Source organism: Cellulomonas sp. P2_F12, from assembly GCF_056403775.1.
In genome coordinates this window covers 441,347-456,384 of record NZ_JBFUEV010000002.1, presented here as the reverse complement: position 1 = coordinate 456,384, position 15,038 = coordinate 441,347, and the positions used below count along the sequence as shown (strand labels likewise).

The 15,038-nt window shown below is 73.1% G+C and carries 17 protein-coding genes and 1 tRNA gene; 11 read left to right on the top strand and 7 right to left on the bottom strand.

Translation table 11 applies throughout. From position 1 onward, the window contains the following. Positions 1-32: 32 nt before the first annotated feature. Both otsB and AC1DWH_RS06905 read right to left on the bottom strand, forming a co-directional pair. Entirely contained in the window at positions 33-806 is a 774-nt protein-coding gene (gene otsB, locus AC1DWH_RS06910; protein ID WP_477093042.1) for a trehalose-phosphatase, read from the bottom strand. Then, positions 799-2,229 (bottom strand): alpha,alpha-trehalose-phosphate synthase (UDP-forming), encoded by a 1,431-nt coding sequence (locus tag AC1DWH_RS06905; RefSeq protein WP_477093221.1) that lies wholly within the window; start codon positions 2,227-2,229, stop codon positions 799-801. The genes otsB and AC1DWH_RS06905 overlap by 8 nt, the downstream gene beginning before the upstream one ends. Before the next feature lie 128 nt (positions 2,230-2,357). Here AC1DWH_RS06905 and AC1DWH_RS06900 point away from each other — a divergent pair, with 128 nt between their 5' ends. The 7 genes from AC1DWH_RS06900 (at position 2,358) to AC1DWH_RS06870 (ending at position 7,572) form a co-directional block, all read left to right on the top strand. Beyond that, a complete protein-coding gene (locus tag AC1DWH_RS06900) occupies positions 2,358-4,037 on the top strand; it encodes a protein kinase domain-containing protein (protein ID WP_477093041.1) in 1,680 nt (559 codons plus the stop codon). A gap of 86 nt (positions 4,038-4,123) precedes the next feature. Next, positions 4,124-4,294 carry a hypothetical protein gene (locus tag AC1DWH_RS06895; RefSeq protein ID WP_456844662.1) on the top strand — a complete coding sequence of 57 codons (171 nt, stop codon included), beginning with the start codon at positions 4,124-4,126 and terminating at the stop codon, positions 4,292-4,294. Beyond that, positions 4,291-4,707, top strand: a complete 417-nt coding sequence (locus tag AC1DWH_RS06890; RefSeq protein WP_477093040.1) for a hypothetical protein — start codon at positions 4,291-4,293, stop codon at positions 4,705-4,707. The genes AC1DWH_RS06895 and AC1DWH_RS06890 overlap by 4 nt, the downstream gene beginning before the upstream one ends. A 42-nt stretch (positions 4,708-4,749) precedes the next feature. Beyond that, positions 4,750-5,247, top strand: coding sequence for a hypothetical protein (locus tag AC1DWH_RS06885; RefSeq protein WP_477093039.1), 498 nt, complete (start codon positions 4,750-4,752; stop codon positions 5,245-5,247). A gap of 46 nt (positions 5,248-5,293) precedes the next feature. Next, positions 5,294-6,214, top strand: coding sequence for a DsbA family protein (locus tag AC1DWH_RS06880; protein WP_477093038.1), 921 nt, complete (start codon positions 5,294-5,296; stop codon positions 6,212-6,214). A gap of 59 nt (positions 6,215-6,273) precedes the next feature. Beyond that, positions 6,274-6,347, top strand: a tRNA-Thr gene (locus AC1DWH_RS06875). Between the two features lies 1 nt (position 6,348). Then, entirely contained in the window at positions 6,349-7,572 is a 1,224-nt protein-coding gene (locus AC1DWH_RS06870) for a serpin family protein (RefSeq protein WP_477093037.1), read from the top strand. Positions 7,573-7,596: 24 nt separating this feature from the next. Here AC1DWH_RS06870 and AC1DWH_RS06865 read toward each other — a convergent pair whose 3' ends face one another. The 3 genes from AC1DWH_RS06865 to AC1DWH_RS06855 all read right to left on the bottom strand — a co-directional run bounded on the left by AC1DWH_RS06865 (position 7,597) and on the right by AC1DWH_RS06855 (position 9,967). After that, positions 7,597-8,484 (bottom strand): M15 family metallopeptidase, encoded by an 888-nt coding sequence (locus tag AC1DWH_RS06865; protein ID WP_477093036.1) that lies wholly within the window; start codon positions 8,482-8,484, stop codon positions 7,597-7,599. A gap of 126 nt (positions 8,485-8,610) precedes the next feature. After that, the gene (locus AC1DWH_RS06860; protein WP_477093035.1) at positions 8,611-9,231 is read right to left on the bottom strand and encodes a pentapeptide repeat-containing protein; all 621 of its coding nucleotides are present in this window, start codon (positions 9,229-9,231) and stop codon (positions 8,611-8,613) included. Between the two features lie 64 nt (positions 9,232-9,295). Continuing rightward, positions 9,296-9,967, bottom strand: coding sequence for a response regulator transcription factor (locus AC1DWH_RS06855; RefSeq protein WP_456846968.1), 672 nt, complete (start codon positions 9,965-9,967; stop codon positions 9,296-9,298). 81 nt (positions 9,968-10,048) lie between these two features. Here AC1DWH_RS06855 and AC1DWH_RS06850 point away from each other — a divergent pair, with 81 nt between their 5' ends. The 4 genes from AC1DWH_RS06850 to AC1DWH_RS06835 all read left to right on the top strand — a co-directional run bounded on the left by AC1DWH_RS06850 (position 10,049) and on the right by AC1DWH_RS06835 (position 13,369). Continuing rightward, positions 10,049-11,239 carry a sensor histidine kinase gene (locus AC1DWH_RS06850; protein ID WP_477093034.1) on the top strand — a complete coding sequence of 397 codons (1,191 nt, stop codon included), beginning with the start codon at positions 10,049-10,051 and terminating at the stop codon, positions 11,237-11,239. 192 nt (positions 11,240-11,431) lie between these two features. Next, complete coding sequence (locus AC1DWH_RS06845; protein WP_477093033.1) at positions 11,432-11,905, top strand: hypothetical protein; 474 nt, start codon at positions 11,432-11,434, stop codon at positions 11,903-11,905. A 22-nt stretch (positions 11,906-11,927) separates the two neighbouring features. Then, on the top strand, positions 11,928-12,542 hold the full coding sequence (locus AC1DWH_RS06840; protein WP_477093032.1) for a signal peptidase I: 615 nt from the start codon (positions 11,928-11,930) through the stop codon (positions 12,540-12,542). After that, entirely contained in the window at positions 12,539-13,369 is an 831-nt protein-coding gene (locus AC1DWH_RS06835; RefSeq protein ID WP_477093031.1) for a hypothetical protein, read from the top strand. The genes AC1DWH_RS06840 and AC1DWH_RS06835 overlap by 4 nt, the downstream gene beginning before the upstream one ends. A gap of 3 nt (positions 13,370-13,372) precedes the next feature. On the opposite strand, the gene AC1DWH_RS06830 is transcribed toward AC1DWH_RS06835, so the two are convergent. Then, positions 13,373-14,170, bottom strand: coding sequence for an SGNH/GDSL hydrolase family protein (locus tag AC1DWH_RS06830; protein WP_477093030.1), 798 nt, complete (start codon positions 14,168-14,170; stop codon positions 13,373-13,375). 14 nt (positions 14,171-14,184) lie between these two features. Next, the gene (locus AC1DWH_RS06825; protein ID WP_477093029.1) at positions 14,185-14,862 is read right to left on the bottom strand and encodes a uracil-DNA glycosylase; all 678 of its coding nucleotides are present in this window, start codon (positions 14,860-14,862) and stop codon (positions 14,185-14,187) included. Positions 14,863-15,038: the final 176 nt, after the last annotated feature.

Here is a 15,038-nt window from a genome sequence, read left to right as displayed (position 1 = left end):
CGCCTCGGTCCTGCGACCGACCAGCAGTGCGATCAGAGTGCGTCGGCCAGCACCGACAGCGCGGCCACCAGGGCGTCCGGGTCGTCCACCCGGAAGCGTGCCGACGACTCGCCGGCGCCCACCTTGACGGTCACGTCGTCGGGTCGCAGGGAGCCGAACGCGTGCTCGTCGGTGGTGTCGTCGCCCGCGTACAGCACGACGGGCGAGGCCAGCTCGTCGCGCAGCGCCGTCAGCGCCTCGCCCTTGCTGGCGCTGAGCACGGAGATCTCGACGACGTCCTTGCCGTGCAGCACGCCCGAGCCGAGCCGCTCACCGAGAGCGATCGCCTCCTGCTCCGCCGCCTGCGCCACGGCGTCCTCCGCCAGGCGCGTGTGCACGACGACCGCGGTCGGCTTGGTCTCCACCCAGACGCCGTCCCGCCCGCGGGTGATGCGCGCCGCCTCGGCCCCGAGCGACGCCAGGCGGTCGGCCTGCTCGTCGGTCAGCTGCACCACGTCGCGGTCGAGGCCCCACGTGGTGACGCGGGCGCGCTCGGCGCCGTGGCTGCCGATGAGGAACGTGCCCGAGGGCACCTGGGCCAGCGTGTGCAGGTCGCTCATCGACCGCCCGGACACGAGCGCCAGCGCGACGCCCGCGGTGCCGGCCAGCCGCGCCAGGACGTCGACGCCCGCCGGGATGATCCGCGACGCGGACGGGTCGTCCTGCAGCGGGGCCAGCGTGCCGTCGAAGTCGAGGGCGACCAGCAGGGGCCGGCGGGCGCGGTCGGCCGCCACGGCGGCCAGCTCCACCTCGAGCTGCTCAGCCATTGCTGGCTCGCACCGGTACCGCGTTGAGGGCCGCGAGGAAGTCCTCCGACCACGCCACGACGTCGTGCCCGAGCACCCGCCGTCGCAGCCGTCTCATCCGTTTGCGGGACTCGCGGGCGTCCATGTGCACGGCGTACGTGATCGCGTCCTTCATCCCGTCGATGTCGTGCGGGTTCACCAGCACCGCCCCCGTGAGCTCGTCGGCGGCGCCCGTGAACTCGGACAGCACCAGCGCGCCGCGGTCGTCGGACCGGGCGGCGACGTACTCCTTGGCCACGAGGTTCATCCCGTCGCGCAGGGCGGTCACCAGCATCACGTCGGCGGCGAGGTACAGGGCGGCCATCTCCTCCATCGGGAACGACTGGTGCAGGTACTGCACGGGCGCGTGGCCCACCTGCCCGTGGTCGCCGTTGATGCGCCCGACCAGCAGCTCCACGTCGTCGCGCAGCTGCTGGTAGGCGCCGACGTTCTCCCGGCTCGGGCTGGCCACCTGCACGAGCGTGGTGCTCTGCGGGGAGAGCCGGTCCTCGGCCAGCAGCTCGCCGTAGGCCTTGATCCGGTGCCGGATGCCCTTGGTGTAGTCGAGCCGGTCCACGCCCAGCAGCAGGTACTCGGGGTCGCCCAGCTCCCGGCGGATCTGCTTCGCGCGCTCGCGGACGGCCTCGGTCCGGGCCAGCTCGTCGAACGCGTGCGAGTCGATCGAGATCGGGAACGCGGCCGCCCGCACGTGCCGCCGGGGCCCGCCCTCGGGCCCGGACAGCGTGACCATCTGCCCGCGCGTCGTGAGGTCGGTGAGCCGACGGACCACGCGGACGAAGTTCGCGGCGTCGCCGGCCCGCTGGAACCCCACGAGGTCGGCCCCGAGCAGACCCTCGACCACCTGCACGCGCCACGGCAGCTGGGCGAACAGCTCCAGCGGCGGGAACGGGATGTGGTGGAAGTACCCGATGCGCAGGTCGGGCCGCAGCTCGCGCAGCAGCTTGGGCACCAGCTGCAGCTGGTAGTCGTGCACCCAGACCGTCGCGCCCTGCGCGGCCTGTGCGGCGGCGGCCTCGGCGAAGCGCCGGTTCACCCTCTGGTACGACTCCCACCACTGCCGGTGGAACGCCGGCGGCTCGATGACGTCGTGGTACAGCGGCCAGAGCGTGTCGTTGGAGAAGCCCTCGTAGAACTTCTCCAGGTCGTCCTCGCTGAGCACCACCGGGATCAGCTCGGTGCCGTCGACGTCGAACGGCTCGAGCTCGAGGTCCGGCGAGCCGCCCCAGCCCACCCAGGCTCCGGACGTGCTCGCCATCACCGGCGCCAGGGCCGTCACGAGGCCACCGGGGGAGCGGGTCCAGGTGGGTTCACCGTCGTCGCCGAGGCTGACGTCGACGGGCAGGCGGTTCGCGACGACGACGAAGTCGTAACCGTGCGCGGGCACGTGAGCAGGCACGGGATCAACTCCTTGGGTCGGGTTCGACCCTAGGGGGTCGGCGCGCGACACGTCGCCCGGATGACGCAGCGCGCGTTGTCCGGCGCAGCCGGCAGGCGTCCCGCTACGGTGCGGGGATGGAGCGGATCGGTCTGACACCGGGGTCGGAGATCGGCGGATACACCGTGGTCGCGCCCCTCGGGTCGGGCGGCATGGGGACCGTCTACCGGGCCGTCGACGGGGGCGGCGACCCGGTCGCGCTCAAGCTGCTGCACCCGCACATCGGGTCCGACGCGGTCGCGCGCGACCGGCTGCGCCGTGAGGTGCACGCCCTGCAGAAGCTCCGGCACCCCGGCGTCGCCGCGATCCTCGACGCCGAGGCCGACTCGACCGAGGCCTTCCTGGTCACCGAGCTGGTGCCCGGCGACAACCTCGAGGATCACGTGCGCGAGCGCGGGCCGCTGGACGCCGCGGAGCTGCTCGACCTCGCCGAAGGGCTGCGCGACGCGCTCGTGGCCGTGCACGGCGCCGGCGTGGTGCACCGCGACCTCAAGCCGTCGAACGTCATCGTCGGCGACGACGGCCCCGTCCTCATCGATTTCGGCATCGCACAGGCCGCGGACGACTCCCGGCTGACCGCCGAGGGGCTCGTCATCGGCACCCCGGGGTACCTCGCGCCCGAGCTGCTGGACGGCGCCGAGCCCGACGCCTCGTCCGACTTCTGGGGCTGGGCGGCGATCCTCGCGTTCGCCGCCACGGGTCGGGACCCGTTCGGCAGCCGCCCGCTGGAGGCCGTGCTCGCGCGGGCCCGGTCCGGCGAGGTGGACCTCGAGGGGCTCGGCCCGCTGACCACCGCGACCCTCACCCGCGCGCTGGCGCCCGTCGCCGCGGACCGCACCTCGCCCGACGACGTCGTCGCGGCGCTCACGGTCGTGGTCGCGGAGGGCGAGTCGATCGCCGACGAGACCGCGACGGCGATGCTCGTCGCCGACGACCTGGTGGGCACGACGGTGCTGGCGGGCGGCACCGCGACCGCCCTCGTGGCCCCGGCCCTCGTCGCGAACGACGGATCGACGCGCGCGTTCGACGCCACCTCGACGGAAGCGCTGGAGGGCGACCCGGACTGGGAGGACCCGGACGGGGTCGACTGGATCAACGAGGACCTCGACGCGTCGGAGGAGCCGGAGCCCGAGGGCTCGGGGTACGAGCGGCCGCCGGCACGCCGGCGCTGGGGCACCCTCCTGGCGGCCGCGCTACTGCTCGGCTCCGCCGGCGCCCTGTACCCCGGCATCACCCTGATCGTGTTCGGGATCCTCGTCGTGGTGTTGCGCACGGTGGGCTCGACGGTCGAGTCGATGCACGGGCGGCGGGAGCGGGCCGGGGTGAAGCGCTCCGACGGCGCGGTCGCGCTGGCGACGGGCCCGTGGCACCTGCTGCGCGCGCTGGTCGGCCTCGTGCCGTCCTTCGTCGTCGGGGCGAGCGTCATCGTCATCCTGCTCGGCGTGTCCTGGTGGCTGATCGGCGAGGGCCACTGGGCGATCGACGAGTCGCCGTCGGGCCAGGTCCCGCAGGGGGTGACCGCGTCGATCCTGGTCGGCGCGATCGTGCTGCTCGGCGCGGCCGTCGTGTGGTGGGGTCCACTGTCGTTGATGACGCGCGTCGGTGCCCGTCGGGTGCTGGCCGTGATCGCACCGGGCCGCACCGGAGCCCTCGTCGCCACCGCGGTCCTGCTGGCGGCGTCGGCGGTCTTCATCGCGCAGATCCTCTCGGGGACCCCGATCACCTGGGCGCCGCTGCCGACCCCCGTGCTGCCCTGACCCGTCTCGCCATGCGGGACCCGTCTGGCGCGTCACGGGCTCACCCTCTTGGGTGAAGGCTCGCCGATCCCGGGGAGGTCCAGCACATGTCGCTCGAGGCGGAGGCCGAGGTGGCCGTGGGGCGCCGTAGCAACGGGGACGTGGTCCGGTTCGACCACCGCACCGGCGCGCTGACGGTGTTCCGGGGCGACGTGATCGTCGCGCACTTCCGTCCCGACGAGGGCTACGAGCTCTACCTTCGCGAGATCGCCAAGTGACCGCGTTCGACGACGCCTTCACCGAGCTGGTCCGCGCACGCGGGGTGTGGCGCGACGACACCCCGGCGGCCGTGCTCGAGCGCTGGTCGAGCTTCGTCGTCGAGTGCGAGCACGGCTACCGCGGCGACGAGTTCGCCTACGCCAACGAGGCCATGTCGCGCAGCACCCTCGAGGCGGCACTCACGGACCCCGCGCTGGCGTCGTACCCGGAGCTCGCGGAGCTGCGCCGCCGGGTCGAGGCCGTCGACGCCCGGTTCCGGCCGCTGCTGGTGGAGCACGCGTACCCCGGCATCGACCCAGACGAGTGGTGGCTGCGCGGGATCGTCCGCCGCGCCGGTGGACGGCTCGCGCAGGAGTGGAAGCGGTCGTTCGGGTTCGACGTCGAGGTGGTCCGCCGGGCGCGCACGCCGTGAGGCCGCACCGGATCCTCAGCCGCGGCCCCTACGCTGTGCCGCATGACCGCGCGACGAGGGCCGCACCTGGTCGCCGCGCGCCTGTCGCCGGTCGCCGCGCTGGCGGTCACCGCCGCAGCCGCGGCGCTCGCGGCCCAAGGACGCGTGCTGCTGCACGACTGCGTCGCCGCGGGCGGTGTCCTCGGCCCGCTCGGCCTGCGCCTGTCCGTGCTGCGTGACGCCGCGGACTGCCCGGACGGCTCCTACGGCCTGGGCGCCATGTCCCAGGGCGCCGTGGTGCTGCTCAGCATCGCCGTGCCGGTGGCGGCCCTCTACCTCCTGCTCGCCGCGTGCGGCGTCGGCCTGTCCGCCGTCCTCGTGCGGGCCGCCCGCCAGGTGCGAGTGCTGCTGGGCCGGGCGGTCCCCGGCCGGTCGGCCTCGGGTCGACCGCTTCCGGTCGCCGCCCGCGCGCGCCTGGTCCCGCAGCCCGTCGCCGCGGCATGGACGGACCGGGTGCTCGTCGGCAGCATCGCCCGGCGGGGTCCGCCCGCGGTCGCCTGACACCGCGCCCACCCCACCCCGTCACTTCGTCCGACCCAGGAGCACCATGCCCACCAACGACCCCCGCCCCACCAAGGCGATGCGCCGCGACGAGGCCCGCCTCAAGGCCGCCCAGATGCGCAAGGAGCAGGAGCGCAAGGCCAAGCGCAACCGCATCCTCGCGATCTCCGGCCTCGTCGTCGCCGTCCTCGCCCTCGTCGGCGTCGCGTTCACGATCGTCAACCAGAACAAGGCCAACGTGGCCGCCAACTCCGAGGTCGTCTACGGCGGCGACGCCGAGAACGTCGTCCCGCCCGCGCTCGCGGACGTCACGGCCCCGGCGCCCGCCACCGACAACGGCGGCATCCCCGTCAGCGGCGACAGCGGCGACGACGTCGGCGTGGTCGGCGACGGCGACGTGACCCTGACCGTCTACTTCGACTTCATGTGCCCCATCTGCGGCCAGTTCGAAGAGATCAACGGCGACGACATCGCCACCCTGCTCGCCGACGGCGGCACCACCGTCGAGTACCACCCGATCTCGTTCCTCGACAGCAAGTCGTCGGGCACCGCGTACTCGACCCGCGCCGCCAACGCCGCCGCGATCGTCGCCGACAAGGCCCCGGCCCAGTTCGCCAAGTTCGTGACCGCCATGTACAAGGACCAGCCGGCGGAGGGCTCGACGGGCCGGACGGACGCCGAGATCGCGAAGATCGCCACCGACCTGGGCGTGCCCCAGGACGTCGCCGACTCCTTCACCGACACCGTCAGCGGCTCGTACAAGACCAAGACCGGTGACGTCGAGGCCTCGGCGACCGGCACCTGGCGCACGATGGCCCCGTGGGTCGCCGCGGCGACCAACCAGATGGGCACCGACATCGGCAAGATCTCGACGCCGACCGTGCTGATCGACGGCCAGGACTTCGGCGGGGCCTGGCAGACGCCGGGCGCCCTCCTGCAGGCCGTCCAGGCCGCCCAGGGTTCCTAGTCCTCTCGATGACCGGGCGCCCCTCGCACGGGGAGCGCCCGGTTATCCTGGGCCCGCCCGCCTCCTTAGCTCAGTCGGCCAGAGCACCTGTCTTGTAAACAGGGGGTCATCGGTTCGAATCCGATAGGGGGCTCGTGAGCAGTCCCTCGACGGCGCAGCTCGTCTCGCGGTTCGCCGCGCCGTTCCACGGGCGCTACCTGTCCGGCCACGGCGCGGCGTCGCCGCTGGGCCTGTGGCTGCTGCTGGCGCTCGTGGCCCCGCTCGCCGACGGGCCGTCGCGCACGGAGCTGGAGCGCGTCCTCGGCACCGACGCCGCCGACGCCGCGCGCCGGGCCGGTGAGCTGGTGGCCACCCCGCACCCCGCCGTCGCGTCCGCGCTGGCGGTGTGGGCGCGCGAGGAGCTCCTCGTCCGCGACCTGTTCGACGCCTGGGCACGCGAGCTTCCGGCCGTGGTCGAGGCGGGCCCTGTGCCGACGAACGCCGAGGCCGACCGGTGGGCCGTCGCGCACACCAAGGACCTCATCCGGACGTTCCCGGTCGTGCTGCGGCCGACCACGGCCCTGGTGCTGGCGAGCGCGCTGGCGACCAAGGTGACGTGGGCGGAGCCGTTCGACGAGGTCCCCGCACTGTTCCTCGGCGGCGAGTTCGGTCCCGCGGTCCGCACCGCGTTGCGTGCCAATTCCGACCGGCACGAGGTGTTCCTCGCCGACACCGACGCCGCGGGCCTGGTCGGTGTCCAGGTCTCCGGGTCGGTCGACGGGCTGCGCGTCGTCTCCGTGATCGCCGACCCGACGGTCCCCGCCGCCGACGTCCACCGGGCGGCCGGGCAGGTGGCCCAGGGCGGCGCGAGCCCGGTCGGGCTCTTCGACCTCCCGCTCGGCGAGGGGCACGCGTGGGAGGTGACCGAGGAGACGCAGGAGGGCTTCGGGCCGCCGCAGCTGGAGTCGGTCGACGCCGTGCTGCCGGCGTGGCGGGCGGAGTCGCGCCTGGACATCTCCGGCGCGGACGGGATGGCGGCCGCGTTCGCGACGCTCGAGGGCCTCCTGCGGCCCGAGTACCGGCCCGCCGCGTTCGACGCGCGACAGGTGGCGGTCGCGTCGTTCAGCCGGGAGGGCTTCGAGGCCGCCGCGGTGACCGGCCTCGCGATGCGGGCGACCGGGATGCCCGAGCGGCGGACCGTCCGGCACCGCCGTGCGACGGTCCGGTTCAACCGGCCCTACGCGGTGCTCGCGCTGGCCGCGGGGAGCGGGCCGGACCTCGCCCAGGGGTGGGGAACCGTCGACCTCGCGGTCCCGGCCTGGGACGGGGTGCCGGTGTTCGGCGCCTGGGTGGGCCAGGTCGAACCCCGGCCGGAGTAGCGGTCCTCAGCCGGGTGACGTTCCTCAGCCCGGGTCGACGCCGATGCCGAGTCCGAGGTCGGGACCGAGCCCCAGGCCGGGCCCACCGCCGCCCCCGCGCACGTTCCGGGCGTGCTCGACCGAGTTCCGTAGCCCGTTGAACTCCTCGTCCGAGAGCCCGGCGGCGCCCGACTGCAGGAGGGGCACGAGGGCCGCGACGAGCCGGCTGACGTCGCCGGCTCCGGTCACACCCTCGGACCGGATGACGTCCGTGATGGCGTGCCTGACGTTCTTGTAGTACTCGCCGAGTGCGAAGTCCATGGCGTCGTCCTTCGAGTTCAGGAGCCTGACCACGCCATCGCGGGCGAACCCGGTGAAAGTCACCGGTCCCCAGGAGGTGCCCGGCGCCTTGTCCCCGATGTTCTCGCGCATGGTCTCGGCGATGATCTCCTTGAGCTCCTGGCGGCTGAACGGCATGTCGTCCACTCCTTCGGTGCGGTGCTGGTCGGCGTCCGGGTCGTACTCCCAGTGCCACGGCTCATTGGTTCCCGAGCCGCCATCCTTGGCCCAGTCCGGGGTGTACCAGCCGAACTCGAGCCCGTGGTCCATGAGCCACGTGTACCGGGCGTCGTCATAGCCGCCGGTCATCTCGAGGTCGGCGGCGAGCCCCTCGCTGTGGATCGAGTGACCGACGCCGATGGCATCCGGGTCAACTCCGTCGAGCCCCGCCTGCTCGGCGAGCGTGCGGTATCCGGCCAGGGGGAGCGTCTTCTTCATACCCACGAAGCCCTTGCCGGCCGCTGCACCCGCGGCCGCGAGCCGCGCCAGCGCGGGGACGACGTCGTTGCGCAGCGGCTGGCCGTTCGGCTCGGTCCGAGTCAGCATCGACTCCGGAAGCTTGCCGTTCAACGGCGAGATCTTGGCGTGTGCCATCTCAGGACGCCGGCGTCTGTGCGGGTGACATAGCGGCAACCTCCCCCGGGGATGCCCCGCAGGGCGAATTGCCCTGCTCCTCCCGTTATCCTCGCGAGGCCCGAACGGTGTCAAGGGATTAGCGCGCTACTCCACCCGCAGGTCCAGGCCCATCGCCTCGACGATCACCACCGCCTGCGGGAGCGTGATGATCGCGCCCTCGAGCTTGACCGTCGGGGGGTCGATGCCGGCGAGGTCGCTGCCCCGCAGGTCGCAGCCCGACAGATCGGCCAGGTGCAGCCACGCCCCGGCGAGGTCGCAGTCGCGCAGGGTGCCGCCGGGGGCTCGGATGCCGGTCAGGTCGGCCTCGCGCAGCCGGACGCCGGTGAACCTCGCCGAGTGCAGGTCGGCGCCGGGCAGCCCGACGAACGACCAGTTGCCGCCCTCGACCACCGTGATGTCGAAGGTGCACCCGTCGAACACCGACCCGATGAGCTTGCAGCGCTCGAACCGCACGTCGAAGAAGTTGGACCGGTGGAACGTGCAGTTGATGAACGCCGCGTCGGTGTGCACGGACGCGTTGAACTTGGCGTTCCGGAACACGCACTCCCCGAACACGGCGCCGGTGCCGGACGTCTCGGTGAGGTCGAGGTCCAGGAACTCGACGTTGTGGAACTCCTGCCCCGACAGGTCCCGCGCGTACCAGTCCTCGCCGCGCACCGTCGAGGTGGTGGGGTGAGCGGCCTCGGCGCCGCGTCGTTCTGCCATGCCTCGATGATGACGTACCGACGGTGGACCGGGTGAAGATCCCGGCGGGACGAACACGGACGAGTCAGGCGCTGGGGCCGGTCTCCTCGAGCAGCCGGAGCGCGGCGCTCACGCGGGGGTTGCGCTGCGGGTCGCTGTCGATCCCGAGGGTCGCGTACATCCCGTTCACATGGTTCTGTACGGACTTCTCGGTGATGCCCAGCCGGTCGCCGATGCCCGAGTTGGACAGGCCGGACGCCAGCAGCCGCAGCACCTCGTACTGCCGGTCGGTCAGCCGCGCGACGGCCGACCCGGCTCGCGGGGTCATCCGCGCCAGCAGCGCCGGGTCGAGCACGGTCTCGCCGACCGCGGCGGCGCGCACGGCGTTGACCAGCACTTCCTCGCTGGTCGAGGAGGTCTTCGACAGGTAGCCCCACCCCGCCGCGACATCCGTCGGCAGGTCGAGCAGGAGGTCCATCGCGTCGTGCGCCGACAGCAGCAGGATGCCGAGCTCGGGCATCTTGCGGCGCAACGTCACGCCGAGCGCGATCCCGTTCCCGTCCGGCAGGTCGATGTCGAGGATCACGCAGTCGACCGTTCCGGGGCGCAGTGCACGCATCGCCTCCGTGACGGTGCCGACGGCGGCGACCACCTGGAGCCCGGGGGTGCCGGCGAGCGTGTGCTCCAGCATGGAGCGGAACAAGGGCTGGTCCTCGACGATCGCTACGCGGAGGGTGCCAGTGGTGGGAACGGTCATCGTCGCCAGTATCGTCTGCGCCTGGGTTCGATGCGCGCCACGCGCCGGGCCGATCACCGGGGCGGGACGCAGGAGGCACGGATGACGACGACGTCGCCCGACACTGCGGTGTCCCTCGCCACCCGTCGGGACGACCTCCGCGGGGACCGCACCGCGCTCCTGCGCGGCACGGCGCTCATCGCGCTGGGCTACGGCGCCGGCGCCGCCCTGCAGTCGACCTACGTCTACGCGACGTACGTCCCGGACTGGGAGTCGGTCCCGCTCGTCGCGCGGCTCGCCGCCAACGCCGTCGCGGTCATCATGCTCGTCGTCGTGCTGGCCCTGCTGCGGGCGCACCTCGCCCGACGGGCGTGGGCGATGGCGTCGGCGGTCCTGGTCGCCGCCGCGGTCGCCGCCGTCGCCCGGTTCGTCGCGCAGGTGGTGTTCGGCGTGCACGGCTCGCTGGACGACCCGGCCCGCAACGCCGAGGTGTTCAGCGGCTTCCTCCTCGGGGCGATCTCGGGGGGCATCGGCATGTGGGCACTGGTGGTGCGGCGCACCAACCGCGCCCGGAACCGTGCCTCGGCGCGCGACGCCGTGCACGTCGAGATGGCCGTCAAGGCGCTCGAGCAGGAGGAGATCCGCGTGCGACGCGCGGTCGCCGAGGGCCTGCACGGCACCCTGCAGTCGAAGCTCGTCCTCATGGACGCGCGGCTGGGCGACGTCCTGGCGAGGGCCGGCGCGCGCGGCATGGACACCGACGACATCGAGACCCTGGCGTGGGTGCGCACCGAGCTCGAGTCGGCGCGCGAGACCGACGTCCGCGAGATGAGCCGCCTCCTCTACCCCGACCGGCTCGAGCTCGGGCTGGTCCCCGCGCTGCGCGCCCTGCTCGGCCGCATCCCGGCGAGCATCGCGACCCGGCTCACGGTCAGCGACGCCGTGCGGTCCCTGGACGACCCCTCCGGCTGCTCCCTCACGGTCAGCGAGCGGCTGCTCGCGGTCCGCGTCGTCGAGGAGGGCGTGACGAACGCCCTGAAGCACGGGCCGGCGTCGTCGATCGTCGTCGCCGTGGACGAGGCCGACCGGGTCCTGCACGTCCGGGTCGAGAACGACGGCGAGCTCTACGACCTCGCGACCGCCGGGAACCCGTCGGGCACCGCCCGCCTGGCCACCCGGCTCTCGCTCGTGAACGGCCGGCTGGCGCTCGTGCCCGGCCGCGAGAAGGGCGCCGTCCTCGAGGCGTGGCTGCCCCTGGGCGCCGGCGAGCCGGCCGCCGAACGCCCTGCTTGACCGGTTGGTCGCATTCGCCCGGGGTGAAAGAAAACGGCAATTCGGACGGCCGGGGTGCTGCCACCCAGGGCCGAACGGGTGACCGTGCCGATGAACCATACGTTCGCGGTCGACCGCCGTTGCGGCGTGCGTCCGTGAGCGGGTCTCGGTGAGGTGCCGATTCCCCGCACCCTTCCCGATCAGGAGATCACCATGGCTTCCACGAAGTCCAAGAAGTCCCGCAAGGGTCTGGCCGTCGGCCTGGCCATCCTCGGTGTCGCCGGCCTGTCGCTCGCGTCGGCCGCCCAGCTCACGCTGAACAACGGGGCCTCGGCGCTCTCGCAGGCCGCGACGACCTCGGTCACCGGCGCCTGCCAGCAGAGCGCGATCACCGTGTCGTTCGGCACCACCCCCGCCGCGGGCACCCTGACGACCGGCGCCGGCTTCGGCTACAACGCCACGGTCGACAGCCTCGTGCTCACGTCGCTCGACACGGGCTGCGCCGGCAAGACGATCAAGATCGCCCTCGGCGACTCGACCGGCGCCACGCTGGGCACCCCGTACTCGGGCACCGTCGCCGTCGGCGGCGGCGTGCTGTCGCTCACGCTCAACGGCACGACGCCGCAGATCACCATCCTCCCGGCCGACGTCGCCAAGATCTCGAAGGTCTCCGTCACGATCTTCTGATCGGGACCGGAGCCGTCCTGACGTGGAGACAGACACCACCGCAGCAGCCGACCGGACCGGTCGGCTGCTGCGTGGTGCCCGGGACGTGCTCTTCTGGGTCGTGGTCGCCGCCTGCGCCTGGCTCCTGTGGCCCACGAGCCTGGGCGGCTGCACGACCCTCACCATCGTCAGCGGTCACTCGATGGAGCCGACCTATCTCACCGGGGACCTTGTCGTCTCCCGGTGCGGGGAGCCCTCGGTCGGCGACATCGTGGTCTACCAGCCGCACGAGCTCGGCGGCGCCCGGATCATCCATCGGGTCATCGGCGGCGATGCGTCCGGCTGGCAGATGCAGGGCGACAACAACGACTGGGTGGACCCCTTCACGCCGACGGACGACGAGGTCCTCGGGGTCGCGACGATCCACCTGCCCAAGGTCGGGCTTGCGATCACCGCAGTGACCAGCCCGTGGATCTGGGCGAGCCTCATCGTGCTCGCCCTCGCGATCCTCGTGTGGCCACGCGACGAGGACGACGACGAGGGCGACGGCGAGGACGATCAGCCGGCGGTTCTGGGCGTCGACGTCCCGCACCCTCGCACCGAGCCCGAGCCCGAGCCCGGGCCCGTCTCGGCTCTCGACCCGGCGGTCGGGCCATGACCGGACTGCTCCGCGGCCGGTCGCCGGTCGTCGCGCTGATCGCGCTGATCGCCCTTGCCGTGCTGGTCGCGCTCACCGTCGTGCCCGGCTACGCGGCCGGGCTCACGCTCGTCGGCAAGGCGCGACCCTTCGCAGTGACGTCGGCGCGCTGCACCAACGGTCCCCTCACGGTCTTCCCGAGCGGCACGGTCACCGGGGGCAAGTACACGTCGGTGACGGTCACCGGGATCTCCGGATCCCTGTGCACGACCGGTCGCGTGATCGTCTATGGATCGTCGTCCCCGGGCACCATCGTGTTCAACGGCACCGGGACGGTGTCGGGCGCGACGATGACCTCGACGTCGACAGCGTTCACGCCGCCGTCGTCCAGCGGCGCGTCCGCGTACGTCACGCTCAACGGCTGGGTCGTCCCCGCCACGTGGTCCTTCGCAGCCCCGCTGCCGCTGATCAGCTGCTCGTCGCCCAGCGACCCGACGGCCACGTGCACCGCGGTCCTGTTCGGCACGCCCGACAAGTGGGGAGGGCCGCCCAACACCGACTACAACGCCTACTTCGACATCTCCAGCTCGGCGGCGACCACCTCGGTGCGCTGGCAGGTCACGATCAACCTGGCGGACGCGACGTTCCCGTTCGTGGCTCGCTCGATGAACGCGAACAACCAGTCGCAGCTGGCCTCCGGCTGGACCTGCTCGCAGCTGCCCACCTTGACCCTCACCGGCCAGGACGGGCCCAACACGGCTCTCGTCGGCGGCGGCAAGACGGTCCGGATCTACCTCAACGGTCACTCGACCGCGGCAGCCGGTGGAAGCATGTTCGTCTGCCCGTAGGACTCAGTCCAGCGGCGAGAGCTCCGGCCGCTTGGGCACGCGCTCGTCGCCGGACGACTTCCCGCGCAGCCGGCGGGTCGCCCACGGGTAGACGTGCTCGCGCACCCAGGCGGCGTCCTCGCGGGCCTTCTGCATCCGCGGGGTCGGCGGCAGGGGTGTCAGAGGGTCGTCCCACCCGGCGTCGTCGGGCTCGAGACCCAGCCCGACCAGCGCGGCCTGCGCCACCCGCGCGTGCCCGTCGGTGGTGAGGTGGATGCGGTCCTCGGCCCACATGCGCCAGTCGCGCAGGGAGCGCATGCCCCACAGGTCGACGACGTAGGCGCCGTGCCGGCGGGCCATCGACCAGATGAGCGCGTCGAAGATGGCGACCCGGCTGCGGGTGGCCCGGACCAAGGGGCTGTCGGCCGCGTCGACGCCGGTGCCCAGCAGCACGTCGGCACCGGCCCCCCGCAGCCGGACCACCGCGGCCTCGAGGTTGCGGGCCATCCGGTCGATGTCGGCGGCGGGCCGCAGGATGTCGTTGCCGCCGCCGACCAGGCTCACCAGGTCCGGCTTCAGCTCGAGCGCCGCGGGGACCTGCTCGACCAGGATCGACTTGAGCAGCCGGCCGCGGATCGCCAGGTTCGCGTACTGCAGCGGCTCCTGCCCGGCGGCCACGCGGCGCTCGGACAGGTGGGAGGCCAGCAGGTCCGCCCAGCCGCGCTGCGGCGCCTCGCGGCCGTCCGGGTCGTCCCAGAGGCCCTCCGTGAACGAGTCGCCGATGGCGACGTAGCGGGACCAGCGGGGGGTGGAAGAAGTCACGACCACATTGTTGCTCAGGTCAGCGACCAGTCCACCGGAGCGGCTCCCTGGGCGACCAGGAGCTCGTTCACGCGGGAGAACGGCCGGGAACCGAAGAACCCGCGGCTCGCCGACAGCGGGCTCGGGTGCACGCTCTCGACGGTCGGCACGGAGCCGAGCGCGGGCTTCAGCGACTGGGCGTCGCGGCCCCAGAGCACCGCGACGAGGGGTCCGCCGCGCTCCACCAGGGCGGCTATCGCGCGGTCGGTGACCGCCTCCCAGCCGTGCCGCCGGTGCGACGCGGGTGCGCCCGGGCGGACCGTGAGCACCCTGTTGAGGAGCATGACGCCCTGGTCCGCCCACGGGGACAGGTCACCGTTGGTCGGGGGCGCCACGCCGACGTCCGCGACCAGCTCGGTGAAGATGTTGGTCAGCGACCGGGGCAGCGGACGCACGTCGGGCTGCACGGAGAACGAGAGGCCCATCGGGTGCCCCGGCGTCGGGTACGGGTCCTGCCCGACGACGAGCACCCGGACCTCCGCCAGCGGCCGCCGGAAGGCCCGGAGCACCGCATCGCCGGCCGGCAGGTACTCGCGACCCGCGGCGACCTCCTCGCGCAGGAACTGGCCGGCCGCGCGGATCTGCGGCTCGACGGGGGTCAGGGCGACGGCCCAGTCGGGTGCGACGAGCTGGTCGAGGGGGGCGGCGTTCACGCCCGCGAGGCTACCGAGCGCGGCACACGGGGGACGACTCGCCGACAGGAATGACACCCGTGTCATTACGGTCGTACGATGACGGTCGTCGGCCACCGGGCCTCGCTCGGGTCCCGACGAAGCCGGCAGGGCCGGTGCAAGCCGGCCAGGACCGCAGTCTCGACGAAGCACCGGAG